Origin of the sequence: Aeromonas sp. sia0103, assembly GCF_963895295.1 — a bacterium.
In the GTDB taxonomy this organism is placed as follows: Bacteria; Pseudomonadota; Gammaproteobacteria; order Enterobacterales; family Aeromonadaceae; genus Aeromonas; species Aeromonas encheleia.
Genome location: NZ_CAWQKG010000001.1, coordinates 38,729 through 62,950, shown reverse-complemented (window position 1 = coordinate 62,950; position 24,222 = coordinate 38,729). Strand labels below are relative to the sequence as shown.

Genomic DNA, 24,222 nt, shown 5'->3' with positions numbered 1-24,222 from the left:
CCATCGAAGGGCGGTCTCCCGATTTAACGGGTTTTCCCCCGGGGGGACAAGCCGAATCTCGGCCACGAAAAAGGGCCCTTGGGCCCTTCTTCTCACAACCAGTTTCTGGGGGTGAGGTAGTCGCTGTAGAGCAATGCCTCCTGACTACCGGGCTCAGGTTGCCAATCGTACTCCCAGCGCGCCAGCGGCGGCATCGACATCAGGATCGACTCGGTGCGGCCACCGGTCTGCAGCCCGAACAGGGTACCCCGGTCGTAGACCAGGTTGAACTCCACGTAACGGCCGCGCCGATAGAGCTGGAACTCCCGCTCCCGTTCCCCATAGGGCAGCGCCTTGCGCCGCGCGATGATCGGCAGATAGGCATCGAGGTAGCCTCTGCCCACCGCCCGCATAAAGGTGAAACAGTCGTCAAACGGCCAGCGATTCAGATCGTCGAAGAAGAGGCCGCCGACGCCACGTGTCTCATTGCGGTGCTTGAGGAAGAAGTAACGATCGCACCACCCCTTGAACTCGGGGTAGATCTCCTCGCCAAAGGGCTGGCAGAGATCGTGCGACACCTGATGCCAGTGCAGCACATCCTCGGCAAAGGGGTAAAACGGTGTCAGATCGAAGCCACCGCCGAACCACCAGATGGGCTCTTCACCCTCTTTCTCGGCGATGAAGAAGCGGACGTTGGCATGGCTGGTCGGCACATAGGGATTGTGGGGGTGGATCACCAGCGAGACGCCCATGGCCTCGAATCTGCGCCCCGCCAGCTCCGGCCTATGGGCGGTCGCCGAGGCCGGCATGGCATCACCATGAACATGGGAGAAGTTGACGCCCCCCTGCTCGATCACGGCGCCCTGGCGCAGCACCCGGGTACGGCCACCACCGCCACCCTCACGGGTCCAGGCGTCTTCCACGAAGCGCCCTTCCCCATCGGCCTGCTCCAGGCCCTGGCAGATCTCGTCCTGCAGTTGCAGTAGGAAGGCCTTGATCTGGGCCACGTCCGGTTTGCTCATCTCGTCTCCAGTCGGGCGGGAGCCTGTCCTGCCCGTCTTATTATGGTGTCGCTACCAAGGTCAGAGGCCGCTCGCGGCCTGGCAAAGAAGATACGCCCTCAAGAGGGGCGAATGACGGCGCCGGTTCTGGCGTCCTTGATCTCGGACGGATTGGCCTGTTCACCCACTTCGCCTGGCAGGATATAGGCCAGCAGGTGCGCCAGCGGCGCGCCTATGTCGGCGATGCAGCGAGCGGGCGCTTCACCGGTCAGATTGGCACTGGTCGACACCAGCGGCTTGCCGAAGGCGCGACACAGCGCCTGCACCTGAGGATGCGCCGTCACTCGAACCGCCAGGGTATCGAACTGGCCGGTGAGCCAGGCCGGCGTCGTGGCACGGGCGGGCATGATCCAGGTGAAGGGACCAGGCCAGCTCGCCTGCACTCGGGTAAGCTGATCGGCACTGAGCTGACCCAAATCGATGTAATCCTGCAACTGCGCCAGATCGGCGGCAATCAGGATCAGCCCCTTCTCCACCGGACGCTGCTTGATGGCCAGCAGACGCTGCACGGCAAGCTCTGAATCGGGATCACAACCCAGGCCGAACACGGCCTCGGTCGCGTAGGCGATCACCCCGTCATCGCGGAGGGCGGCAATCGCTTGTTCAAATTCATTTGGCATAGAAAAAATGCGGTAGCCGAGCTACCGCCTCATCACTGATTGACATTGAGCCTGCTAGAGCGGCAACCGCTTGTTCAGATTCATTTTCCCTGGAACGCAGAAAAAATACGACCCGTCAGGCTGGCTGCCGCCTCATCGCTTACTTGAGCAGTTGAGCCTGCAGGGCAGCATCCTTGGCCATCACCTCTTCGGCATTCTTCTGGCGCTCGGCGCGTACCTTGACTGCCAGTGCGTCATCGGCCACGGCCAGCATCTGGGCAGCCAGATAACCGGCGTTCTTGGCACCGGCCTTGCCGATCGCCACTGTCGCCACCGGCACGCCACCCGGCATCTGCACGGTGGAGAGCAATGCATCCAGCCCCTTGAGCGGGCCACCATCGATGGGCACCCCGATCACGGGACGGGTGGTGATGCCGGCCACGGCACCAGCCAGGTGGGCGGCCAGCCCGGCGGCGCAGATGAAGACCTTGCAACCACGGGTTTCGGCATCGGTGACATACTGATGGGTCGCGGCCGGGGTACGGTGCGCGGAGGTGACCTTCACTTCCACTGTGATATCAAACGACTTGAGGACTTCAAGGGTGGATTGCATCACGGGAAAATCTGAATCAGAGCCCATCAATACGGCAACAAAGGGTTTATTCATGGTGGGAATTTCCTTACTCCAAGTGGGGGGTTGAAGTTCGCCGAAAACGTTTCAATTTGGTTACGGCGGCGGGATTATACCTGCTCACTCTGATGGCCGCATTTCTTTTGCGGGCAGATCCACCTCAGATTTCCCCTCACTTTCTTCTCCACCATGATGCCCCAGCCACATTCGGGACAAGGCATGGGGATCGGCTTGTCGTTAACCACATATTTACAATGGGGATAGCCATCACAAGAGTAAAACTGCTTGCCGTAGCGGGAGGTGCGGCTCACCAGATGACCCTTGCCACACTCGGGACAGAGGATCTGGGTGTCGTCGCTTTCCTGCAAGGATTCGATGTGCTGACAGGCCGGATACTGGGTGCAACCGACGAACAGGCCGTAACGCCCCTTCTTGATCGCCAGCGGCTGGCCGCAATCCGGGCAGGCGGAACCTTCCAGCACCTTCTCGATGTCGCGGCCGGATGGCGTCAGGGAACGGATGTAGTCGCAGGCGGGGTAGGCTGAGCAGCCCAGAAAGAGGCCATGCTTGCCTTGGCGGATCACCAGCTCGGCACCACACTGCGGGCAAGGCTCTCGCTCGAACGCGTTCTCGTGGGCAGAAAAGAGGTGATGATCGATTTTTGACATGGGCCGCGCCTTGAAATCCAGATGGCCTGAATTCTACCAGCGCGGCACCGGACTGTCAGTGAATGACACCGTCTGACTCGTCAAACACCAGCTCTTCCATCTGCTGGTAGGCATTTTCACTGCCCGGTACGTTGAACAGCACCATCATGACGACCCACTTCAGGTCATCCAGCTCGATATCCGGCTTATCCAGCTCGAGCAGGCGCTCGATGCAGATCTCGCGGGTTTCGGCATTCAGCACCTGAGCCTGTTCCAGAAACAGCAGGAAGCCACGGCATTCGGTGCTGAGGCGGGCCAGCTCTTGCGGGGCATAGATCCGCATCGAGCCTTGTGCGCTGGCGGAGACATACACCTCCCGTTCGCTGTCATGCAGATTGGCCAGCCTTTCCAGCCAGTTGAGCGCCTTCTCGATCTCGTCCTGATTGAAACCGGCTCGGCTCAGTTCGTCGGTGAGTTCATCCTGCTCTACCATCACATCAGCATCGCTGTGGATGTAGGTCTCGAAAAGGTACATCAATACATCAAACATGATTCGCCCTCCTCGTTCTGACGTATCCACCGGCTACCGCCATCACTGCACCGGCCAGCTCCAGCTCTACCAACCTGCCCAACACCAGTTCGACAGGAAGCCGGGACCGCTCGGCAACGGTATCCACGCTCGTGGCTTCATAATCTACGTTATCCAACAAATCGGCATAAGGCAATTCGCTATTATGCGAAGGCTCGGGTGAATGACTCGCCGGTCTCGCCAACGGCACCAAGGCGGGCAGTTCCTCCATGACATCGGCCGCAGTCAAGACCAGTTTGGCCCCCTGCTGGATCAGCCTGTTGCAGCCCAATGCCTGCACATTCTGCGGGGCACCGGGTACGGCGAACACCTCGCGCCCCTGTTCCAAGGCGTAACGGGCCGTGATGAGGGAGCCACTCTGTTCGGCCGCCTCCACCACCAGGGTACCGAGGGAGAGCCCGCTGATGATGCGATTGCGACGGGGGAAGTGCTCGGCGAGCGGCCCCTTGTCCGGCGCCAGCTCGGAGATCAGCAGGCCGCCGCGTTCCAGGATTTGCATGGCCAACCCCTGATGACGCTTCGGATAGAGGCAATCGAGGCCGGAGCCCAACACCGCCAGCGTCACGCCCCCGGCCGTCAACGCCTGCTGATGACAGACGCCATCGATGCCAAGCGCCAGCCCCGAGGTGATCGCCAGGCCGCATTCCACCAGCTCGGCGCACAGCCGAGCCGCATTGTCCTTGCCGGCATAAGTGGGATGGCGCGTGCCCACCATTGCCAACTGGGGCAGCGCCAGCGCCTCCAGCGCGCCACGGCAATAGAGCAGCAGCGGCGCGGCGGGGATCTCTTTTAACAGGGAGGGATAACTGGGGGTATCTGGACAGATGAGATGCTGACCCGGCCTGCTCGCCCAGAGCAGCCCCTGCTCTACCTCGGGCAGTGGCCACCTGAGTTCGCGGATCTGGGCCTCGCTGAGGCCCATCTCTCGAAGCCTGGCATCGTCGCAGGCAAACAGGGCGACGATATCCCCCTCGAAGTGGGCCAGCAGGCGAGATGCTGTGACAGGACCTATGCCAGTCACCGCATCCAGCGTCAGCCACAGTGCGAGCCGTTCGAGTGGAGGCGACACGTCAGAAGTTGGTGACCTGGTAACCCGAGCTGACCATCTCCTGACTCTGCAGGATGAGGCCATAGCTCAGCTTGTCGTAGACCTTGAACAGCATGACCCTGGCGACGGCCTCAGATGGCAGGGCTGACTTGCCCGCCGAGTAGAAGGCCTTGTTATACACTGAGGCATATTCGCGGTATGAGACCTTGCCATCCCTGTCCACCATCTCGGCGCCCGGGCGCTGGATCTCGAGCACATCGCCGGGGGCGACCCGATCCCGCAGCCCCTTGTTGATGAGCACCACATCAAACTTGCCGCCGCCGCGCGCCTTGCTCGGCAGTTCGACCACATAGCCGGGGGAGATGGTTGGCGCCGCCTTCGGCATGAATACGGCGGAGAGACTCTCCTGTGGCGGTAGCGGGATGATCTTATCCCCCTGATACACCTCGCGCCTGTTGTGTGTCAGCGTGACTCTGGTGCTGTCGTTGGCCAGCCGCTCCTCCGCCCGCACCGTGCCGACGAAAACGGCCTCCTGACCGAGCTGCTCCCCGGTCTGCCTGTCCTTGTAGGTCACGCCCGGGTGATAAACCCCGTAGTCCTGGCCCGGGGTCAGCGAACCCCGCACATAGAGGGTATCCCCCTCCAGCATGCCGACGTGCTTCTCGTTATTGCCGAGCACATAGGGCAGGTCCTTGACCTGCTGGCTGTCAGCCAGAATGTGGTCGGTCTGCAGGAAGGGACCTATCTCGCTGAGTGGCAGGGTCGGGATCGGGCTGGCCTTGTTCTCGTAGCGGTTCTTGGGAGACAAGTGAATGACCTGTTTGCCGCCCTGGCTGGCCTTGCCGAGGCGAGGCTCGCCATTGACCCAGCTCAGTTGCAGCACGTCACCGGGGTAGATCCAGTGCGGATTGGCAATCTGGGGATTGATGTTCCAGAGGCGTGGCCAGAGCCAGGGCTCGGCCAGGTATTGGCCCGAGATGTCCCAGAGGGTATCCCCTTTCTGGACGACATAGCTGTCTGGATAACCGGGTTTTAGCGTCAGCTGGTCGGCCATGGCACCATTGGCCAAGGCTGTCGCCAGAGAGGCGAGGATGATTTGCTTCAGATGCATAACACTCCCTGTTACTTCTGCACGCAAAGTGTTGCTGTTTTTTGTCGACGTAAATGACTAGAATTACGTCAATATTGACTGCGTTTATATGAAACTAAAGAAAAAACTATGGCCATTCTAGATGTATTGCGTTTCCCCGATGAGCGCCTGCGTACCATCGCAGCCCCTGTCGAGACCATTACACCCGAGTTACAACAGATTGTAGATGATATGTTCGAAACCATGTACGCGGAGGAAGGCATAGGCCTGGCCGCGACTCAGGTCGACATTCATCAGCGCATCATCGTCATCGACGTCTCTGAAGACCGTGAAGATCAGCTGGTGCTGATCAACCCGGAGATCCTCGAGCAGTCGGGCAGCACCGGCATCGAAGAGGGTTGCCTCTCCGTCCCCGGCAGCCGCGCTCTGGTGCCGCGCGCCGAGTGGGTCAAGGTGCGGGCACTGGATCGCCACGGCAAGCCGTTCGAGCTGGAAGCGGACGATCTGCTCGCTATCTGCATACAGCATGAGATGGATCATCTGGTCGGCAAGCTGTTTGTGGATTACTTGTCCCCGCTCAAGCGCCAGCGCATCCGTCAGAAGCTGGAAAAGATGGCTCGTGAAGATCGCAAAGCCCTCTGAGGATCTGCCCCATTGAATAAGCTGAAACTGATTTTTGCCGGTACTCCCGACTTCGCCGCCCGTCACCTGGCGGCGTTGTTGTCTTCCGACCACGAGGTCGTCGCCGTCTATACCCAGCCCGACAAGCCGGCGGGCCGTGGTCAGAAGCTCAGCGCCAGCCCGGTCAAGGAGCTGGCCCTCGCCCACAGCCTGCCGGTCTACCAACCCGCATCCCTGCGCAACGAAGCCGCACAGGCCGAGCTGGCCGCCCTCGGCGCCGATCTCATGGTGGTGGTGGCCTACGGCCTGATCCTGCCCAAGGCGGTGCTCGACACCCCGCGGCTGGGTTGCCTGAACGTGCACGGCTCCCTGCTGCCACGCTGGCGCGGTGCCGCACCTATCCAGCGCGCCATCTGGGCGGGCGATGCCGAAACCGGCGTGACCATCATGCAGATGGATGTGGGGCTGGATACCGGCGCCATGATCCGCAAGGTGAGCTGCCCCATCGCCTTTGATGAGACCTCTGCCAGCCTCTATGACAAGCTGGCCGAGCTGGGACCGCAGGCGCTGGTCGAAACCCTCAACGCCATGGCCGCCGGTGATACCGCCGCCGAGGCGCAGGACGATGCCCTGGCCAACTACGCCCAGAAGCTCTCCAAGGAGGAGGCGCGCATCGACTGGTCCATGGAGGCCGTCGCCATCGAGCGCTGCATTCGCGCCTTTAATCCCTGGCCCATCAGCTGGTTTGAAGTGGCGGAACAGACCATCAAGGTCTGGCAGGCAGAGGTGCTCGAGCAGGAACACGGCCAGACTGCCGGCACTCTGCTCAAGGCCGACAAGCAGGGGATCGACATCGCCACCGGCAAGGGCGTGCTGCGCCTGCTGACCCTGCAACCGCCTGGCAAGAAGGCCATGTCCGTCTCGGATCTGCTCAACTCTCGCCGCGACTGGTTTGCACCCGGCACGCAATTGAATTGAAACAAGCGGGGCCCGGGCCCCGACTTGCGCATCTAAGGTAACTCTATGAAAACACGTGCACAGGCCGCTCTCGTTATCCAACAGGTGCTGGATCAGGGCCAATCCCTCTCCGCTGTTCTGCCTGCTGCCCAGGAGAAGGTGGCGCCTCGCGACCGCGCCCTCCTGCAAGAACTCTGCTATGGCACCCTGCGCTGGCTGCCCCGCCTCGACGCGGCGGTGAGCGAGATGATGGACAAGCCGCTCAAGAACAAGAGCCGCATCTTCCATTATCTGATCCTGGTCGGCCTCTATCAGCTCATCTACACCCGCATTCCGGCTCACGCCGCGGTGGCCGAGACCGTCAACGCCGTCAAGCTGCTCAAGGGCACCTCCCTGCGCGGCCTGATCAACGGCGTGCTGCGCAACTTCCAGCGCAGCGCCGAAGTCATACTGCTGCGCATCGACCGCGTCCCCAGCATCCGGCTCGGCCACCCAGAGTGGCTCACCAAGCGACTGCGTCAGGCCTATCCCGAGGATTGGGAATTCATCATGGAGGCCAACAACCAGCGCCCCCCCATGTGGATCCGCAATAACGGCCAGCGCCAGAGCCGCGAGCAGATGCTGGCCCGCATGGCCGAGGTCGGCATCAATGCGGTGGCTGGCGAGGAAGGGGACGACTGCATCCTGCTGGAGCGCCCCTGCGACGTGACCAAGCTGCCCGGCTTCGAGCAGGGCGACTGCTCGGTACAGGACGGAGCCGCCCAGCAGGCCGCCCGCCTGCTCGACCCGCAACCGGGTGAGTGGGTGCTGGATGCCTGCGCCGCCCCCGGTGGCAAGACGGCTCACCTGCTGGAGCTGCAACCCGCCCTCGCCGGCGTCATCGCCGTCGATGCGGACGAGAACCGCCTCAAGCGGGTGCAGGAGAACCTGGATCGTATCGGCATCAAGGCCCGGGTGATCCATGGCGATGCCAGCACGCCGGACCAGTGGTGGCCACAGGGTCAGTTCGATCGCATCCTACTCGATGCCCCCTGCTCCGCCACCGGCGTCATCCGTCGTCACCCCGACATCAAGTGGTTGCGCCGGGATCAGGACATCCGCGAGCTGGCCGAGCTGCAGCGCCGTATCCTCAACGCCCTCTGGGCCAAGCTGAAGAGCGGGGGCACCCTGCTCTACGCCACCTGCTCCGTTCTGCCGGAAGAGAACCGCGACCAGATCCGTGCCTTCCTGGCCGACACCAGGGACGCCAGGCTGGTGCCCCTGCACGAGCAGGACACCCCGGCTTGTCCGGGTCGCCAGTTCCTGCCGGGTGAGGCCGAGATGGACGGCTTCTATTATGCCAAGCTGATCAAGCAGTAAGCGGCAACTGTCGAGGCTGCATCCGGGCGCCTTCCTACGGGCTGGCGCCCTCTCTTCGAAGCAACAGCGTTGAGTAAGATTTCCCTATGCAGATCATCATGTCGGGCATCAGACTGGCTGGCCACCTCAGTAACGGAACAACCTTGGGTAAGATCTCCCTATGAAAATCATCATTCTGGGTGCGGGTCAGGTCGGCGGCACGCTAGCCGAGAACCTCGCGGGTGAAAACAACGACATCACCATAGTAGATACCGACAGCGACCGTCTGCGGGAGCTGCAGGACAAGTTCGATCTGCGGGTGGTGAACGGTCACGGCGCCCACCCCAGGGTGCTGCGCGAAGCGGGCGCCCAGGATGCCGACATGCTGGTGGCGGTCACCAACAGCGACGAGACCAACATGATCGCCTGCCAGGTGGCCTACTCCCTGTTCAACACCCCGAACAAGGTGGCGCGCATTCGCTCCCCGGCCTATCTGGTGGAGCGGGATCGGCTGTTCCTGCCGGAATCCGTGCCGGTGGATCACCTGATCGCCCCCGAGCAGCTGGTGACCGACTACGTGCGTAGGCTGATCGAATACCCGGGTGCGCTGCAAGTGGTGGACTTCGCCGGTGGCAAGGTGGGGCTGGTGGCGGTCAAGGCCTACTACGGCGGCCCCCTGGTGGGCAATGCGCTCTCCACCCTGCGGGATCACATGCCCAATATCGAGACCCGGGTGGCCGCCATCTTCCGTCAGGGCCGCTCCATCCGCCCCCAGGGTACCACCATCATAGAGGCGGATGACGAGGTGTTCTTCGTCGCCGCCGCCGGCCACATCCGCGCCGTGATGTCGGAGCTGCAGCGGCTCGAGAGCCCCTACCGCCGCATCATGATAGTCGGGGGTGGCAACATAGGTGCCGGCCTCGCCCGCCAGCTGGAGAAGCGCTACAGCGTCAAGCTGATCGAGCGCAACCAGAAGCGGGCGGAGCAGCTGTCGGAGCTGCTGGAGAACACCATCGTCTTCTGTGGCGACGCGGCGGATCAGGAGCTGCTGGCGGAGGAGCACATCGATCAGATCGACGTCTTCATCGCGGTGACCAACGAGGACGAGTCCAACATCATGTCGGCCCTGCTCGCCAAGAAGATGGGCGCCAAGAAGACCATGGTGCTGATCCAGCGCAGCGCCTACGTGGATCTGGTGCAGGGCGGCTCCATCGACATCGCCATCTCGCCCCAGCAGGCCACCATCTCGGCCCTGCTGACCCACGTGCGCCGGGCGGATATCGCCAACGTCTACAGCCTGCGCCGCGGCGCGGCCGAGGCCATTGAGGCCATAGCCCACGGGGACGAGAACACCTCCAAGGTGGTGGGCAAGACGGTGGGCGAGCTCAAGCTGCCGCCGGGCACCACCATAGGCGCCGTGGTGCGCGGCGACGAGGTGCTGATCGCCCACGATCGCACCCAGATCCAGCAGGATGACCACGTGGTGATGTTCCTGGTGGACAAGAAGTACATTCCGGAAGTGGAACGCCTGTTCCAGCCAAGTCCCTTCTTCCTGTAACCTGCCCATGCATCAGGCGACAGCATCCAGACCCGGACCTTTCAAAAAGGAATCGTCCGGGTCTTTTGTTAATCAACGACCAGGTTATCTCCCATGATCAAGCTGCGTCCCATCGTCTTCACCCTCGGGCTGGTGCTCTCCAAGCTGGCCCTGTTCATGTGGTTGCCCACCCTGCTGGCGCTGCTCACCGGTTCCGAGGGCTTCGTCGAATTTCTCAAGTCCGTGCTGATCACCCACGGCGCCGCCCTGCTCTGCCTGCACTACGGGCGCAAGGCGGAATTTCACCTCGGGGTGCGGGAGATGTTCCTGCTCACCACCTCGGTCTGGGTGGTGGCCTGCATCTTCGGCGCCCTGCCCTTCTTCTTCATCAACCACATCGACTTCACCGACGCCTACTTCGAGACCATGTCCGGCGTCACCACCACGGGTTCCACAGTACTGTCCGGGCTGGACGGCATGGCCCACAGCATCTTGCTGTGGCGCTCCATCCTGCAGTGGCTGGGGGGGGTGGGTTTCATCGTGATGGCGGTGGCCGTGCTGCCCTACCTCAACGTGGGCGGCATGAAGCTGTTCCAGACCGAGAGCTCGGATTGGTCCGACAAGAGCGCACCGCGCGCCAAGACGGTGGCCAACAACATAGTGGTGGTCTACCTGGTGCTTTCCATGCTCTGCTTCCTCGCCTACTGGGTGAGCGGCATGACGCTGTTCGAGGCGGTCAATCACTCCATGACGACGCTGAGCACCGGCGGCTACTCCACCTCGGATCAGTCCATGTCCCACTTCTCCAACTCGGCGCACTGGATCGGCACCCTGTTCATGTTCCTCGGCGGCCTGCCCTTCCTGCTCTACATCCAGAGCCTGAACCGGCGCGACAACAGCCTGCTCAAGGATGCCCAGGTGCAGGGCTTCTTCTGGCTGGTGGTCTGGGTGACCGTCATCGTCACCTTCTATCTCTGGGTCAGGGACATCTACGGCTTCATGGACGCCCTGCGCATCAGCAGCTTCAACATCGTCTCTGTGCTGACCACCACCGGCTTCGGCCTCGGCGACTTCGGTACCTGGGGGCCGCTCACCAGCATCATCTTCATCATTCTGCTGGCGCTCGGCGCTTGCTCCGGCTCCACCGCCGGGGGGCTCAAGATCTTCCGGGTGCAGGTGGCGTTCGCCCTGTTCAAGAAGCAGATGCGCCAGCTGATGCACCCCTCCGCCGTCTTCCCCCAGAAGTACAACGGCCGCCCGGTCAACGACGCCATCATCCGCTCCATGATCTCCTTCGTGCTGGCCTATTTCGCCATCATCTTGCTGATCGCCGCCCTGCTCGCCGCCATCGGCCTGGATCCGCTGACCGCCATCTCCGGCTCCATCACCGCTGTGGCCAACGTGGGTCCCGGCATGGGCCCCATCATAGGACCCAGCACCAACTTCGCCACCCTGCCGGATGCGGCCAAGTGGATCCTCTCCTTCGGCATGCTGCTGGGTCGACTCGAGATCCTGACCGTCGCGGTGATCTTCTTCCCCTCGTTCTGGCGGCAATAAGGCCGGAGCGGCGGATCCTGATGACAAAAAGGGCAGCCCATGGGCCGCCCTTTCCATCTGCTTTCGACCATCTCAGTCGGCGGAGTCTTCCCGCTCCAGCGCGCGGTTGATCAGCGGCTCCGGCAGCGGCTTGGTCACCTCCACTCCCAGCTCGCGAAAGCGCTCGGCCTGGGCTATCAGGTTGCCGCGGCCGTTGACCAGCCGACCCATCGCCTTGTCGTAGCTCTCCTGCGCCTTGTGCAGGCTGCCCCCCATCTGCTGCATCTCCTCCACGAACAGCCGCAGCTTCTCGTACAGCCGCCCGGCCCGCTCGGCAATCTGGCGCGAGTTCTGGTTCTGGCGCTCGTAGCGCCACAGGTTCTCTATGGTGCGCAGCGCCACCATCAGGTTGGTGGGGCTGACCAGCAGGATGTTGTGATCCAGCCCGTAGCGCACCAGGGAGGGGTCGGCCTCCAGCGCGGTCAGGAACGCCGGCTCCACCGCCACGAACATCAGCACATAGTCCAGGGTGCGCACCCCGGGCAGTTGCTGGTAATCCTTGCGACCCAGCTCGCGGATGTGGTTGCGCACCGAGGCGATGTGCTCCTTGAGCGCCACCGCCTTCTCCAGCGTGTCGTCGCTGTTGTACCAGCGCTCGTACGCGGTCAGCGACACCTTGGCATCGATGATGATGTCTTTCTCTTGCGGCAGGTGGACGATCACGTCCGGCTGGTAACGCTTGCCCTTGTCCACCTCGATATTGACCTGGGTGTGGTACTCGTGGCCCTCACGCAGGCCGCATTCGGAGAGGATCCTGGCCAGCACCACCTCACCCCAGTTGCCCTGCTGCTTGCTGTCGCCCTTGAGGGCCCGGGTGAGCGCCGCGGCCTCCTCGGTCATGCGGGCGTTGAGCTCGGCGAGGCGCTCCAGCTCGAACTTGAGGCTGTGGCGCTGGGCCGTCTCCTGGGCGTGGGTCTCTCCCACCTGACGGCGGAACCCCTCCAGCTGCTCCTTGAGCGGGGTCAGCAACAGATCCAGGCTGTGCTGGTTCAGCTCGCGGAAGTTGCCGGAGTTCTGCTCGAAGATGCGGTTCGCCAGGTTCTCGAACTGCTGGCTGAGACGGGCCTCGGCCTGCTGCTGCAGTTGCAGCTTCTCGGCGCTGGCGATGCGCTCGCTGCGCAGGGTGGCTTCGGCATCCTTGAGGCGGGCGGTGAGCTTGAGCAGCAGGGTTTGCTGTTGCTCCAGCTTCTGCTGGCCCAGCATCTTCTCGTCCTGCAGCTCGTCGAATCTGTCCTGCAGCGCCTGATGGCGCTCCTCGGTCAGCAGCGTCTCCTCCCGGGCCGCGCGGCGACCCACCAGCCAGCCGAGGCCCAGGGCGAGCAGACCCGCCAGCAACGCAGGCAGCCAGCTCGTCATCGGGATCATCGCCGACTCCGCTGGCGCAGGAAGAGTTCGAGGTAGCGGTTGAGCAGCAGCCAGAGCAGGACATAGATGAGGTAGGCGGCCAGCACCACCCACTTGTGGCTATTGACCCCGGTGTCGAGCTCGGCGAACTCGATACCCTTGATGCGGCAATAGGCCCACATCAGCAACGGGAAGACATAGAGCAGGGAGGCACGCCAGAGAAATAACCACATGTGTATGTTCGACCACGCAAAAAGATCTGCCTAGCTTACACAAGGCCAACCCGGCTTGCGATCCTGCGCCACGCTATTCTCTGGCTTGCCGGCGGAAATCTGGCTAAAATTAACCCCTAATAGGTATTCGGGGTAGGCATGACTCACTTTTTCTGTCGCTGGTTGATGCACGCACTGGGAAGCCCCGCCAAACCGGCCGTGGCTTGCCATGAGGCGCGCCCGCCCTGGGCCATCGAAGAATCCCAATACCTCGCCCTCTGCAACCGTTGCGGTGAATGCTTCAAGGCCTGCCCCAACGGCCTGCTCAAACCGGCCGATCAGCCGGAATACGACGGTACCCCCATCGCCGGCACCCCTGTGCTGGATCTCGCCTGCGGCCAGTGCAGCTACTGCGGCAGTTGCGCCAGAGCCTGCCCCACGGGGGCGCTGGATCTGCGGCTCGGCCGCCAGGTGCAGACCCGGGTCAGGATCGAGGCGAGCTGCCAGGCCCGCCAGGGCTTCTACTGCCTGCTGTGCGAGGATGCCTGCCCCCAGCAGGCGATCAAGGCCAGCAGCGAGGGGGTAAGCGTCAACATGGCGGCCTGCGACGGCTGCGGTGCCTGTGGCCTCGCCTGCCTGCACGGCGCCATCACCCTGATCCCGCAACCCTAGCCCGCACAACCCCCGGATGCCAGAAAGCACAGAGGGGCCCTTGGGCCCCTCATGGTCTGCCTCGGCCTTATGCCATGGCCAGGACGTTGTCTTGCTCTATCCCCAGCAGGTGGCAGAGCCGGGTCGGATCCCGCACCGCATCGGCCAGGGTGTATTCCCCCAGCACCTCGAGGAAGGCATTCATGGCGCGGCGCAGTATGCCCTGGATGCGGCAGCCGCCGGAGAGGCGGCAGTTCTCGCGCTTGCAGTCCACCGGACAGAGCACGTGCTCCATGTCCATCACCACGTCGCGCAGGTTGATGGAGACCGCGGAGCGACCGAGGCGGATGCCGCCGTGCTTGCCACGGATCGTCTCGATGTAACCCTTGATGCCGAGCTGATGCACTATCTTGACCACGTGGTTGCGGGAGATGGCGAAGGTGTCGGCCACCTCGGTGATGGTCGACAGGCGATCTCCCGGCTGGATTGCCAGAAAAGTCAGGGTCCGCAGGGCATAGTCGGTAAATCGTGTCAGTTGCATGGTCGCACTTGCCTCTTACTACAAGCCAGAAATCAGGACGACAACCAGGGGCCAAGGGACGGGGATGGTGCGTGCGCCCGCACAGGATCCGCATCTTGAGCCGAGTCGTGGAGTGACAAGGTTAAGAGCAGCCCGGACGGGTGTCGACGAAGATGTACATAAATCGACACTTTCTTTGATTGATCGCAAACTTGCCGGCTTGGGGCAGGGTTTCGGCCATTTCTGGTGGCTAAATTCCATCGGCCGGCGCGGGGTCAAAGACGGGAGAATCGGTTCGGACTATCGCCCTCAGTGGGGCTGTCTCAGCCAGGTTTTCAGGGCCTGGGAGGGGATGGAGCTCTCCGACGCCACCGCGAAGGCGCCCCAGTCCACCGCGCACTGCAGGGCATCCTGGATCGCCATGCCACGGGCCAGGCCGTGGATGAGGCCACCGGCGAAGGCATCCCCCGCCCCCGTGGTATCCACCACCGACACAGGCCGCGCCGCGACCCGGATCTCCTCCTCGCCGTGGATGGCCACGGCCCCCGCCTTGCCCTCGGTCAGCACCAGCCACTCCAGTTGCTCCCCCGCCAGGCCGCGGGCATGCAGCCAGGGATCGGCCACCTCCGCCAGATCGGCGCGGGAGGCCACCAGCACATGGCAGGGACGGCGGGCCTGGCCGCCCTTGGGGTACTGGGCCACCACGAAGCTCTTGCCGAGCATCTGGCGCATGTAACCTATGATGGCGGTGCCGGGATAGTTGACGTAGAGGCAATCCACCCCCTCCACCGGCAAGTCGCCGGGCAGATCGGGGCGACGGGGACGGCGCAAGATGGTGCGCTCGCCGGTGGAGTCCACCAGGATCAGCAGCTCGCCGGTCTCGCCACCGAAGCGCTCCACCTGGCTGCAATCCAGACCATGGCTCGCCGCCTGCTCCAGCAGCCAGTCGCCAGTCTCGTCCAGCCCGATGCGCGAGGCGATGCGCACCTCGTGCCCCGCCCACACCAGGCCGATGCCGGTGTTGGCGGCGCCGCCCCCCAGCCTGCGCCCCTGATCCAGGTACTGCAGACGGGCCCCCGCCACCAGCGGTTCGCCCAGGGAGAGCACATGGTCACAGTTGAGGTTGGCAAGCAACAGGATGCGGGACATGGGTACCTCTAAGGCAGGAGGGCACAGTCGCATCATCGGCCGGGGCCGATAATGCGAGAGGGTCAGTAGACGGGCAGTTCCACCCCGGTCATCAGCTCATCGATACGCGCCTGGGTCGGCTGCTGCATGACGTTCTGGATCACCTCCTTGGTGAGGTGCGGCGAGAAGGAGCTGATGAAGTCATACATGTAGTTCTGCAGCAGTATGCTCTTGCTGAAGCAGAGCTGGGCCGGGCAGGGCGCGAACAGGTACTCCAGGTTGATGGCCACCAGGCCGGGGGCATCGGTGTCGTCGGCCACCAGCGACGAGATGATGCCGATGCCGAAGCCCAGCTCCACGTAGCGCTTGATGACGCCGGCATCCATCACCGTCATGTAGTAGTTGGGGGTGAGGCCGGCGGCCTGGAACACCTGATCCTGCACCTGACGCCCGGTGGCGCCACTCTCGTAGCTGAGGATGGGGTACTGACAGAGCTGCTCCAGGCTCGGCTTCTTCACCTTGGCCAGCGGGTGATCCTGCGGCACCACCAGCGACAGGGTCCAGAGGTAGGCGGGCAGTGCGATCAGCTCCTTGTCGAAGCCGATCTCGTGGGCCACGATGGAAAAATCGGAGTAGCCCTTGCTGATCTGCTCCTTGTTGGCCGACATCACCGGGTGCAGGTGGAACGAAATCTTGGGGTACTTCTTGGTGAAATAGGTGACGCTCTTGGGCAGCAGGTAGCGCGCTATGGTGTGGGTGGTGTGGATGTTGAGCGTGCCCACGGTCGGATCCAGGTACTCGCGGGAGATGGCCTTGATCTTGCCCTCGATGTTGAGCATCGCCTCGGCACACCTGATGATCTCCTCGCCCACCGGGGTGATGCGATGCAGGTGCTTGCCGCGGCGCTCGAAGATACGCACCCCCAGCTCGCTCTCCAGCAAGCCGATCTGCTTGCTCACCCCAGGCTGGCTGGTATAGAGCGCATCGGAAGCGACGGAAACATTGAGATTGTGGTCCCGCACCGCGATCAGATACTTCAACTGCTGTAGTTTCAAGGCTTCACCCTCACAGGCTGGCGCGGCTGTCATTGGATGGACAAGGCCGCCACAAATGGCGGCCAGTGTACCATCCGAACTTGGCATATCACCGCTTGATCCTTCATTTTGCTACAAAATCTAGCATCTGCAGGGGTTATATGACAAACGGGGTTCAGCGCACGGCGGGCCCGACCGGCAGCATGCCGAGAAACTGCAGCAGCCACTGCATCATGGTGGCCGAATCGACCTCCCCTTCCAGCGAGGAGAGGCTGCTCTGGTAGTGCTCATCGGGCAGCCGATCCCGTCGCCGCTCGATCAGCGCCCGGTTGTACTCCACCGAGAACTCGGGGTGGCCCTGAATCGCGACTATGTGATCCCCCTGCAGGAACATGAAGTTCGGGCAGAAGTCGTTGCCCGCCAGCAGGGTCGCCCCCGGCGGCAGCTGCTCCACCTGATCCTGGTGGCTGGCCAGGATCCGGATCGTGTCCAGGCCGGGCTGCATCCAGGGCTTAGCCTCCTGCATGGGGTGGACGGAGACGCCGAGCCCCCAGCCCTTGGTGGACTTCATCACCTCCCCCCCCAGTGCCTGGGCGATCACCTGATGGCCGAAGCAGACCCCGGCCAGCTTGACGTTCTGATCGTGGGCGCGCCGGATCCAGTCGCGCAGCGCCAGGATCCAGGGCAGATCGCTGTAAGCATCGTGGCGCGAGCCGGTGATGAGCCAGGCATCGCATTCGTTCAGATCGGCCGGCAGCTCGCCATCGAGCGCCGACCATACCCGGTATTCCAGCGCCGGGGCCAGCGCCCGGAAGCCCTTGATAAACATCTCGGAGTAAACGGGGCCAAAACTCCCCGCCAAATCGGGGTCCAGCCGGTCACAATCGAGAATTCCCAGTCGCATCTGTCACTCCTTCACAGGGATAGCGGGGCACTCCGGCGGATCCCTCCGCCGGGCCATGCCTGGGCTAGCTACTGCATGGTTGGTCATTTCATGGTCGGCATGGAGAACTCGGCGCCGGCCCGCAGGCTCTGTGGCCAGCGTGCGGTGACTGTCTTCATCCGGGTATAGAAGCGTACCCCATCCGGCCCGTGCATGTTGAGCGGCCCGAAGATGGACCGCTTCCAGCCACCGAAGCTGTGAAACGCCATGGGCACCGGGATGGGGACGTTCACCCCTACCATACCGACCTGAACCCGGGTGGTGAAGTCCCTTGCGGTATCCCCGTCGCAGGTAAAGATGGCGGTGCCGTTGCCGTACTCGTGATCGTTGATGAGCCCGAGCGCGGTTTCATAGTCCGGCGCCCGCACTATGGCGAGCACCGGCCCGAAGATCTCCTCCCGATAGATGCGCATCTCGGGGGTCACCCGATCGAACAGGCTGCCGCCGATGAAGTAGCCTTCGCCGTGGCTGACGCCACGCCCATCCACCCGCAGCTGGGCTCCCTCGGCCACCCCCTGATCCACGTAGCCGCGCACCTTGGCCAGATGCTCGCGGCTGATGAGCGGCCCCATCTCGTTCTCCGGACTGGCGCCCAGACCCGGGCCGACCCGCAGCGCCTCCACCAGCGGTGTCAGCTTGGCCACCAGGGCATCGGCAGTGACCTCGCCGACCACCACGGCCACCGAGATCGCCATGCAGCGCTCGCCGGCCGCGCCATAGGCCGCTCCCATCAGGGCGGAGACCGCCTGATCGAGATCCGCATCCGGCATCACCAGCATGTGGTTCTTGGCACCGCCCAGCGCCTGAACCCGCTTGCCGTGGGCCGAGGCGGTGGCATAGATGTATTCGGCTATGGGAGTGGAGCCGACGAAGGAGACCGCGGCCACCCGCGGGTCGGTCAGCAGCACATCCACCACCTCCTTGTCGCCATTGACCACGTTGAGCACCCCGTCCGGCAGACCGGCCTGCTTGAGCAGCTCGGCCATCCGCAGGGAGAGCGAGGGATCCTTCTCGGACGGCTTGAGGATGAAGCTGTTGCCGCAGGCCAGCGCCACCGGGAACATCCACAGCGGCACCATGGCCGGGAAGTTGAACGGCGTGATGCCGGCACAGACCCCCACGGGCTGCATCATGGAGTGGCTGTCCACCCCGCGGCCCACGTTGAGGGAGTGCTCCCCCTTGAGCAGATGAGGGATGCCGCAGGCAAACTCCACCACCTCCAGCCCCCGAGTCAGCTCGCCCTGGGCATCGGAGAACACCTTGCCATGCTCGCGGCTGATGAGCCGGGCCAGCTCGTCGCGATGCTCCTCCATCAGCGCCTTGAAGCGAAACATCACCCGCGCCCGTACCAGCGGCGGGGTCTGGGACCAGTCGGCGAAGGCCTGCTCGGCGATGGCGATGGCATCGGCGCACTCGGCGGCGGTGCTGAGCACCACCTGTCCCTGCTGCTGGCCGGTGGCCGGATCGAAGATGGCGCCGAAGCGCTCGCTGTGGCTCTCTTTCGTCTCACCGCCGATGAAGTTGCTAACCCGGTATGTCATATATCCTCCTTGATGGGTAATTCGTCTCAATCCTGTGTGGCGTCATGAGATCGGCACGCAGGAAGATGGCGCCCGCAGCGCGGGCACCATGCAAAAATAAGGTGAAAAATCAGTCCTGTGCCTGCAGGGCATCCTGCAGCAGGGTGAACAGATCGTCGATCTCGCTGCGCTCTATGATGAGGGGTGGCGACAGGGCGATGATGTCGCCGGTGACGCGGACCAACGCCCCCTTCTCGAAGCAGCGCACGAACACCTCGTAGCCACGCTTGCCCGGTGCATCCGGCATGGATTCCAGCTCGATGCCCGCCACCAGACCGTAGTTGCGCACATCCTTCACATGCTTGCAGCCCTTGAGGGAGTGGGCCGCCTCCTCCCAGTAGCCCGCCAGATCGGCGGCGCGGTTGAGCAGATTCTCGTTGCGGTAGATCTCCAGGGTCGCCAGACCGGCGGCGGCGGCCACCGGGTGACCCGAGTAGGTGTAGCCGTGGAACAGCTCTATGGCCCCCTTGCCCGCCGCTATCATGTCGTCATAGATGTGGTTCTGCACCAGCACGGCCCCCATGGGGATGGCGCCGTTGGTGAGCCCCTTGGCACAGGTGATCATGTCGGGCATGACATCGAACTCCTGGGCGGCGAAGGGGGCACCCAGTCGGCCGAAGCCGGTGATCACCTCGTCGAAGATCAACAGGATGCCGTGCCTGGTGCAGATCTCCCGCAGCCGCTTGAGGTAGCCCTTGGGCGGCATGATGACGCCGGTGCTGCCGGCGATGGGTTCGACGATGACGGCGGCTATGTTGCTGGCATCATGGAGGAAGACGATCTTCTCCAGCTCGTCGGCCAGGCTGAGATCCTCCTCGGGCAGGCCCTTGGTGAAGGCATTCCTGGCGATGTTGAGGGTATGGGGCAGATGATCCACCCCGGTCAGCAGGGAGCCGAACCACTTGCGGTTGCCGGGGATGCCGCCGACCGAGATGCCGCCGAAGCCGACGCCGTGATAGCCGCGCTCGCGGCCGATGAGGCGGGTGCGGCTCCCCTGGCCGCGCGCCCGCTGCCAGGCCAGCGCTATCTTCAGCGCCGTGTCGACGGCCTCAGAGCCGGAGTTGGTATAGAAGACGTGGCCGAATCCCTTGGGGGCTATCTCCACCAGCTGGTTGGCCAGCTCGAACGGCAGAGGGTGGCCCATCTGGAACGTGGGGGCGAAATCGAGGTGGGAGATCTGCTGGGAGACCGCCTCGGCAATCTCGCGCCGACCATGGCCCGCGTTGCAACACCAGAGCCCGGCGGTGCCATCCAGTATCTTGCGGCCATCCTCTGAGTGATAATACATCCCCTCTGCCGACTTCAGGATACGCGGCGCCGCCTTGAACTGCTGGTTGGCGGTGAAGGGCATCCAGAAGGCGGACATGTCGGAGGGAGTATTGATGTCGCTTATCGGTTTCATGGTCACCTCATCCTTAAGGCGTTTAGTAACGCTTGGCTTGTGCCTATTAAATTAAACACCTGAATCCATAAAAAAGGGCCATTTATCGCCCCTGCTTGGTGTCACCCTCTTGGGGTGGTATAAGATATTTAACACAATTTTAATAATAGTAAACAGTCAAGGAGTGTCTATCGATGGATATCGGTCACCGCCTCAAGGCGGTTCGCACCAAGGCGGCCCTCTCCCAGCGCGAGCTGGCCAAGCGCTCCGGTGTGACCAACGGCTTTATCTCCCAGATCGAGAAAAATCAGGTGAGCCCGTCCGTGGCCTCGCTGCGCAAGGTGCTGGAAGGCATTCCCATGTCGCTCGCCAGCTTCTTCACCGATGAGACGGAGATGGATTCCGAGGTGATCTTCCGTGCGGACGACATGCCGGATCTCGGCACCCACCCCATCAGCTATCGGCTGGTGGGCCACAGCCGTGCCAACCGCGCCATCGGCATGATGCAGGAGATCCTCCCCCCCGGGGCCGACACCGGCGACGACATGCTGAGCCACGAAGGGGAAGAGTGCGGCATCGTCATCCAGGGTCAGGTCGAGGTGACCGTCGGCGAGCAGATCCACCTGCTGGCGCCGGGGGATGGCTACTACTTCGACAGCCGCACCCCGCACCGTTTCCGCAACGTGGGCGAGCAGGAGTGCGTGCTGATCTCGGCCAACACCCCGGCCAGTTTCTGATGACGGAGCGGCCGCCTTTGGCGGACGGGCGGGCCCACCAGCCCCGGTGATATCCCCGTCCGTTGCCAAAGGCTGACGGGGGCAAATGTTTAACAAAGTTGTACACATATGATTTACAAGCGGCAGGATGTTTAGCATATTGATACGCGGAGACTATCTTTGCCGGTTTAAGGAGTGAACATGAGTGACCTGACCCTGGCCCAGTGGCAACACAAGGCCGCCCATCTGACCCTGCCCTCACAAGCCTTTATCGACGGCAGCTACCGGGACGCCGTCAACGGCGCCACCTTCGACTGTATCAACCCTGCCAACGGCCAACTGCTGACCAAGGTGGCATCCTGCGATGCCGCGGATGCCGAGCTGGCGGTGCAAGCCGCCCGCGCCGCCTTCACCGACAAGCGCTGGAGCGGGCTGGCCCCGAAGCAGCGCAAGCAGATCATGCAGCGCTTCGCCGAGCTGATGCGCCTCAACAAGGTGGAGCTGGCGCTGCTGGAGTCGCTGGACATGGGCAAGCCCATCGGCGACGCCATGGGCTATGACGCCCCCGCCGCCGCCAACTGCATCGCCTGGAACGCCGAGGCCATCGACAAGATCTACGATCAGGTCGCCCCGGTCGAGGAGAGCGCGCTGGCGCTGGTGACCCGCGAGGCGCTCGGGGTGGTGGCCGCCATCGTCCCCTGGAACTTCCCGCTGGTGATGGCCTGCTGGAAGCTGGGACCGGCGCTCGCCACCGGCAACTCCGTCATCCTCAAGCCGTCCGAGAAATCCCCCCTCACCGCCCTGCGCATCGCCGGTATCGCGAAAGAGGCGGGCATCCCGGATGGAGTCTTCAACGTGCTGCCAGGCTTTGGCCACACAGTGGGTGAGGCGCTGGCCATGCACATGGACGTGGACTGCATCACCTTCACCGGCTCCACCAAGATCGGCAAGCATCTGGTTCAGTGCTCCGGCAAATCGAACCTGAAACGCGCCTTCATGGAGTGTGGCGGCAAGAGCCCCAACATCATCATGGCGGACGTGCCGGATCTGGACGCCGCCGCCAAGAGCGCCGTCGGCGCCATCTTCTACAACCAGGGCGAGGTGTGCACCGCCGCCTCCCGCCTGCTGGTGCAAAACAGCATCAAGCCGCAGTTCATGGCGCGGCTGCTGGCCCATGCCCGCGAGTGGATCTCCGCCAACCCGCTCGACCCCGCCACCCGCATCGGCGCCATGGTGGACAGCATCCAGCTGGAGCAGGTGCTGCGTTACATCGAGATCGGCCAGCAGGAGGGCGCCAAGCTGCTGCTGGGGGGCCAGCGCACCAACCAGGAGAGCGGTGGCTTCTATATAGCCCCCACGATTTTTGATGAGGTGACGCCGCAGATGCGCATCTTCCGCGAGGAGATCTTCGGCCCCGTGCTGGCGGTGAGCGGCTTCGACACGCTCGAAGAAGCCATAGCGCTCGGCAACGACAGCGACTACGGCCTGGCCGCCGCCATCTGGACTGCGGACCTCAATCAGGCGATCAAGGGCTCCCGCGCCCTGCGTGCCGGCACTGTGTTCGTCAACAACTGGGATGGGGGCGACATGACGATGCCGTTCGGCGGCTTCAAGCAATCCGGCAACGGCCGCGACAAGTCGCTGCACGCGCTGGAGAAGTACACCGAGCTGAAGAGCACCTGGATCCAGCTCGATTAATGTCAGAAATGAGCCGATGTGACGAAAGAGGGGGAGAAATCCCCCTTTTCCATTTTTACCCTTTCATCACCCGCCTCAATCGATATAATCGTCAAATAGACAAGCTGTTAAATATAAAGATAAAAATGCTGTTTTTTCTGGGAAGTGTACTGTTTCTGGTAGTGGGGTTGCCGCTCCTGTTCTTCGTGCTGGGCCAGGGTGAGGCCTATGTGATCTGGGGCCCCTGGATCTCCGCCATCGTACTCATGCTGTGGCTGCTGATGGATGTGGAGAAGATCCGCCGTGGCGGCGGCCGCTGAGCCGGTTCCATGCTGTAAAAATCTCGCCAAGCCTCGTTTATTCACTTCTTTCCCCCCAAAAGTATCGCTACACTGATTTTTTGCGATGTTTTCCAACATCCGACTCTGAAGGTTATCCACATGCAGCAACAAATTCAGCGCCAGGGCGTCATCTATGCCCTGTGTGCCTATACCCTTTGGGGCCTGGCGCCCATCTACTTCAAGACCATTTCCGCCGTCCCGGCCGCCGAGATCCTGACCCATCGCATGATCTGGTCCTGCGTCCTGCTGCTGGTGCTGACCCTGCTCGGCCGCCAGTGGCACAAGGTGCGGGCGGTGCTGCGCCAACCCAAGGTGCTGCTCACCCTGGCCTTCACCTCGGTCACCGTCGGTGGCAACTGGCTGCTGTTCATCTGGGCCATCAACAACGGCCACATGCTGGATGCCAGTCTCGGCTACTACATCAACCCGCTGTTCAACGTGCTGCTCGGCATGCTGTTCCTGAGCGAGCAGCTGCGCCGCCTGCAGTGGTGGGCCGTGGGGCTGGCGGTGATCGGGGTCGCCGTCCAGCTCATCGCCTTCGGCTCCCTGCCCTGGATTGCACTGGTGCTGGCCTCGAGCTTCGCCATCTACGGCCTCATCCGCAAGAAGCTGGCCCTCGATGCCCTCACCGGCCTGCTGATCGAGACCCTGATCATGCTGCCCCCCGCCGCCATCTACCTGTGGGGATTCGCCGACAGCCCCACCAGCCACCTCACCGAAAATGACTGGCACCTCAACCTGCTGCTGATCGCCGCCGGGGCCGTCACCACGGCGCCGCTGCTCTGCTTCACCGCGGCCGCCACCCGGCTCAAGCTCTCCACCCTGGGTTTCTTCCAGTACATAGGCCCCAGCCTGATGTTCATCCTGGCGGTGACCCTGTACGGGGAGTCGCTGGCGCTGGACAAGATGATCACCTTCGGCTGCATCTGGAGCGCGCTGGTGCTGTTCAGCCTGGACGGGCTGCGCAGCGGCAAGCGCCGTCAGGCCGCGGGTTGAGGCCCA

The 24,222-nt window shown here is 63.1% G+C and carries 25 protein-coding genes; 10 read left to right on the top strand and 15 right to left on the bottom strand.

Annotated features, from left to right (window positions below; genetic code table 11):
- Positions 1 to 92 precede the first annotated feature (92 nt).
- From hemF to AACW18_RS00275, 7 genes are all read right to left on the bottom strand, one after another.
- Positions 93 to 1,001, bottom strand: coding sequence for an oxygen-dependent coproporphyrinogen oxidase (gene hemF / locus AACW18_RS00305; protein ID WP_218389833.1), 909 nt, complete (start codon positions 999 to 1,001; stop codon positions 93 to 95).
- 98 nt (positions 1,002 to 1,099) lie between these two features.
- Positions 1,100 to 1,660: a Sua5/YciO/YrdC/YwlC family protein gene (locus AACW18_RS00300; protein ID WP_218389832.1), complete on the bottom strand. Its 561-nt coding sequence runs from the start codon at positions 1,658 to 1,660 to the stop codon at positions 1,100 to 1,102.
- Positions 1,661 to 1,799: 139 nt separating this feature from the next.
- Entirely contained in the window at positions 1,800 to 2,306 is a 507-nt protein-coding gene (purE, locus tag AACW18_RS00295; RefSeq protein ID WP_042652911.1) for a 5-(carboxyamino)imidazole ribonucleotide mutase, read from the bottom strand.
- 74 nt (positions 2,307 to 2,380) lie between these two features.
- The gene (locus tag AACW18_RS00290) at positions 2,381 to 2,938 is read right to left on the bottom strand and encodes a DNA topoisomerase family protein (protein ID WP_042652912.1); all 558 of its coding nucleotides are present in this window, start codon (positions 2,936 to 2,938) and stop codon (positions 2,381 to 2,383) included.
- A gap of 55 nt (positions 2,939 to 2,993) precedes the next feature.
- Positions 2,994 to 3,467, bottom strand: a complete 474-nt coding sequence (locus AACW18_RS00285; RefSeq protein ID WP_042652913.1) for a DUF494 family protein — start codon at positions 3,465 to 3,467, stop codon at positions 2,994 to 2,996.
- Positions 3,460 to 4,575, bottom strand: a complete 1,116-nt coding sequence (gene dprA, locus AACW18_RS00280) for a DNA-processing protein DprA (RefSeq protein WP_218389831.1) — start codon at positions 4,573 to 4,575, stop codon at positions 3,460 to 3,462. Before dprA ends, AACW18_RS00285 begins: the two co-directional genes overlap by 8 nt.
- A 1-nt stretch (position 4,576) precedes the next feature.
- Positions 4,577 to 5,665, bottom strand: a complete 1,089-nt coding sequence (locus AACW18_RS00275) for a LysM peptidoglycan-binding domain-containing protein (RefSeq protein WP_218389830.1) — start codon at positions 5,663 to 5,665, stop codon at positions 4,577 to 4,579.
- A 108-nt stretch (positions 5,666 to 5,773) separates the two neighbouring features.
- Here AACW18_RS00275 and def point away from each other — a divergent pair, with 108 nt between their 5' ends.
- The 5 genes from def (at position 5,774) to AACW18_RS00250 (ending at position 11,654) form a co-directional block, all read left to right on the top strand.
- Positions 5,774 to 6,286, top strand: a complete 513-nt coding sequence (def, locus tag AACW18_RS00270; RefSeq protein ID WP_218389829.1) for a peptide deformylase — start codon at positions 5,774 to 5,776, stop codon at positions 6,284 to 6,286.
- 12 nt (positions 6,287 to 6,298) lie between these two features.
- On the top strand, positions 6,299 to 7,243 hold the full coding sequence (gene fmt / locus AACW18_RS00265) for a methionyl-tRNA formyltransferase (protein ID WP_218389828.1): 945 nt from the start codon (positions 6,299 to 6,301) through the stop codon (positions 7,241 to 7,243).
- Positions 7,244 to 7,288: 45 nt separating this feature from the next.
- Complete coding sequence (rsmB, locus tag AACW18_RS00260; RefSeq protein WP_218329898.1) at positions 7,289 to 8,581, top strand: 16S rRNA (cytosine(967)-C(5))-methyltransferase RsmB; 1,293 nt, start codon at positions 7,289 to 7,291, stop codon at positions 8,579 to 8,581.
- A gap of 160 nt (positions 8,582 to 8,741) precedes the next feature.
- Entirely contained in the window at positions 8,742 to 10,118 is a 1,377-nt protein-coding gene (gene trkA / locus AACW18_RS00255; protein ID WP_042652919.1) for a Trk system potassium transporter TrkA, read from the top strand.
- 93 nt (positions 10,119 to 10,211) lie between these two features.
- Complete coding sequence (locus AACW18_RS00250) at positions 10,212 to 11,654, top strand: TrkH family potassium uptake protein (RefSeq protein ID WP_042652920.1); 1,443 nt, start codon at positions 10,212 to 10,214, stop codon at positions 11,652 to 11,654.
- Positions 11,655 to 11,726: 72 nt separating this feature from the next.
- Here the strand turns inward: AACW18_RS00250 and rmuC are convergent, their stop codons facing one another.
- Together rmuC and AACW18_RS00240 are read right to left on the bottom strand one after the other, a co-directional pair.
- On the bottom strand, positions 11,727 to 13,058 hold the full coding sequence (gene rmuC / locus AACW18_RS00245) for a DNA recombination protein RmuC (protein WP_218389827.1): 1,332 nt from the start codon (positions 13,056 to 13,058) through the stop codon (positions 11,727 to 11,729).
- Positions 13,055 to 13,270 (bottom strand): hypothetical protein, encoded by a 216-nt coding sequence (locus AACW18_RS00240; RefSeq protein WP_042652922.1) that lies wholly within the window; start codon positions 13,268 to 13,270, stop codon positions 13,055 to 13,057. The genes rmuC and AACW18_RS00240 overlap by 4 nt, the downstream gene beginning before the upstream one ends.
- Positions 13,271 to 13,408: 138 nt before the next feature.
- On the opposite strand from AACW18_RS00240, the gene AACW18_RS00235 reads away from it, so the two are divergent.
- Complete coding sequence (locus tag AACW18_RS00235) at positions 13,409 to 13,921, top strand: ferredoxin-type protein NapF (RefSeq protein ID WP_042652923.1); 513 nt, start codon at positions 13,409 to 13,411, stop codon at positions 13,919 to 13,921.
- Positions 13,922 to 13,988: 67 nt separating this feature from the next.
- Here the strand turns inward: AACW18_RS00235 and AACW18_RS00230 are convergent, their stop codons facing one another.
- The 6 genes from AACW18_RS00230 to AACW18_RS00205 all read right to left on the bottom strand — a co-directional run bounded on the left by AACW18_RS00230 (position 13,989) and on the right by AACW18_RS00205 (position 20,507).
- Positions 13,989 to 14,441 (bottom strand): Rrf2 family transcriptional regulator, encoded by a 453-nt coding sequence (locus AACW18_RS00230; protein ID WP_042652924.1) that lies wholly within the window; start codon positions 14,439 to 14,441, stop codon positions 13,989 to 13,991.
- Between the two features lie 288 nt (positions 14,442 to 14,729).
- Positions 14,730 to 15,569 carry a PfkB family carbohydrate kinase gene (locus tag AACW18_RS00225; protein WP_218389826.1) on the bottom strand — a complete coding sequence of 280 codons (840 nt, stop codon included), beginning with the start codon at positions 15,567 to 15,569 and terminating at the stop codon, positions 14,730 to 14,732.
- 62 nt (positions 15,570 to 15,631) lie between these two features.
- Complete coding sequence (locus AACW18_RS00220; protein ID WP_042652926.1) at positions 15,632 to 16,603, bottom strand: LysR substrate-binding domain-containing protein; 972 nt, start codon at positions 16,601 to 16,603, stop codon at positions 15,632 to 15,634.
- A 154-nt stretch (positions 16,604 to 16,757) separates the two neighbouring features.
- On the bottom strand, positions 16,758 to 17,486 hold the full coding sequence (locus AACW18_RS00215; protein WP_218389825.1) for a glutamine amidotransferase-related protein: 729 nt from the start codon (positions 17,484 to 17,486) through the stop codon (positions 16,758 to 16,760).
- 83 nt (positions 17,487 to 17,569) lie between these two features.
- Complete coding sequence (locus tag AACW18_RS00210; RefSeq protein WP_218389824.1) at positions 17,570 to 19,066, bottom strand: CoA-acylating methylmalonate-semialdehyde dehydrogenase; 1,497 nt, start codon at positions 19,064 to 19,066, stop codon at positions 17,570 to 17,572.
- Positions 19,067 to 19,175: 109 nt separating this feature from the next.
- Positions 19,176 to 20,507: an aspartate aminotransferase family protein gene (locus AACW18_RS00205; protein WP_218389823.1), complete on the bottom strand. Its 1,332-nt coding sequence runs from the start codon at positions 20,505 to 20,507 to the stop codon at positions 19,176 to 19,178.
- Positions 20,508 to 20,680: 173 nt separating this feature from the next.
- Between AACW18_RS00205 and AACW18_RS00200 the strand changes: the two genes are divergently transcribed.
- From AACW18_RS00200 to rarD, 4 genes are all read left to right on the top strand, one after another.
- Positions 20,681 to 21,223, top strand: a complete 543-nt coding sequence (locus AACW18_RS00200) for a cupin domain-containing protein (protein ID WP_042652930.1) — start codon at positions 20,681 to 20,683, stop codon at positions 21,221 to 21,223.
- 180 nt (positions 21,224 to 21,403) lie between these two features.
- Positions 21,404 to 22,900: an aldehyde dehydrogenase gene (locus AACW18_RS00195; RefSeq protein ID WP_218389822.1), complete on the top strand. Its 1,497-nt coding sequence runs from the start codon at positions 21,404 to 21,406 to the stop codon at positions 22,898 to 22,900.
- A gap of 125 nt (positions 22,901 to 23,025) precedes the next feature.
- Positions 23,026 to 23,199: a hypothetical protein gene (locus AACW18_RS00190; protein ID WP_218389821.1), complete on the top strand. Its 174-nt coding sequence runs from the start codon at positions 23,026 to 23,028 to the stop codon at positions 23,197 to 23,199.
- A gap of 120 nt (positions 23,200 to 23,319) precedes the next feature.
- Complete coding sequence (gene rarD / locus AACW18_RS00185) at positions 23,320 to 24,216, top strand: EamA family transporter RarD (RefSeq protein WP_042652932.1); 897 nt, start codon at positions 23,320 to 23,322, stop codon at positions 24,214 to 24,216.
- Positions 24,217 to 24,222 lie beyond the last annotated feature (6 nt).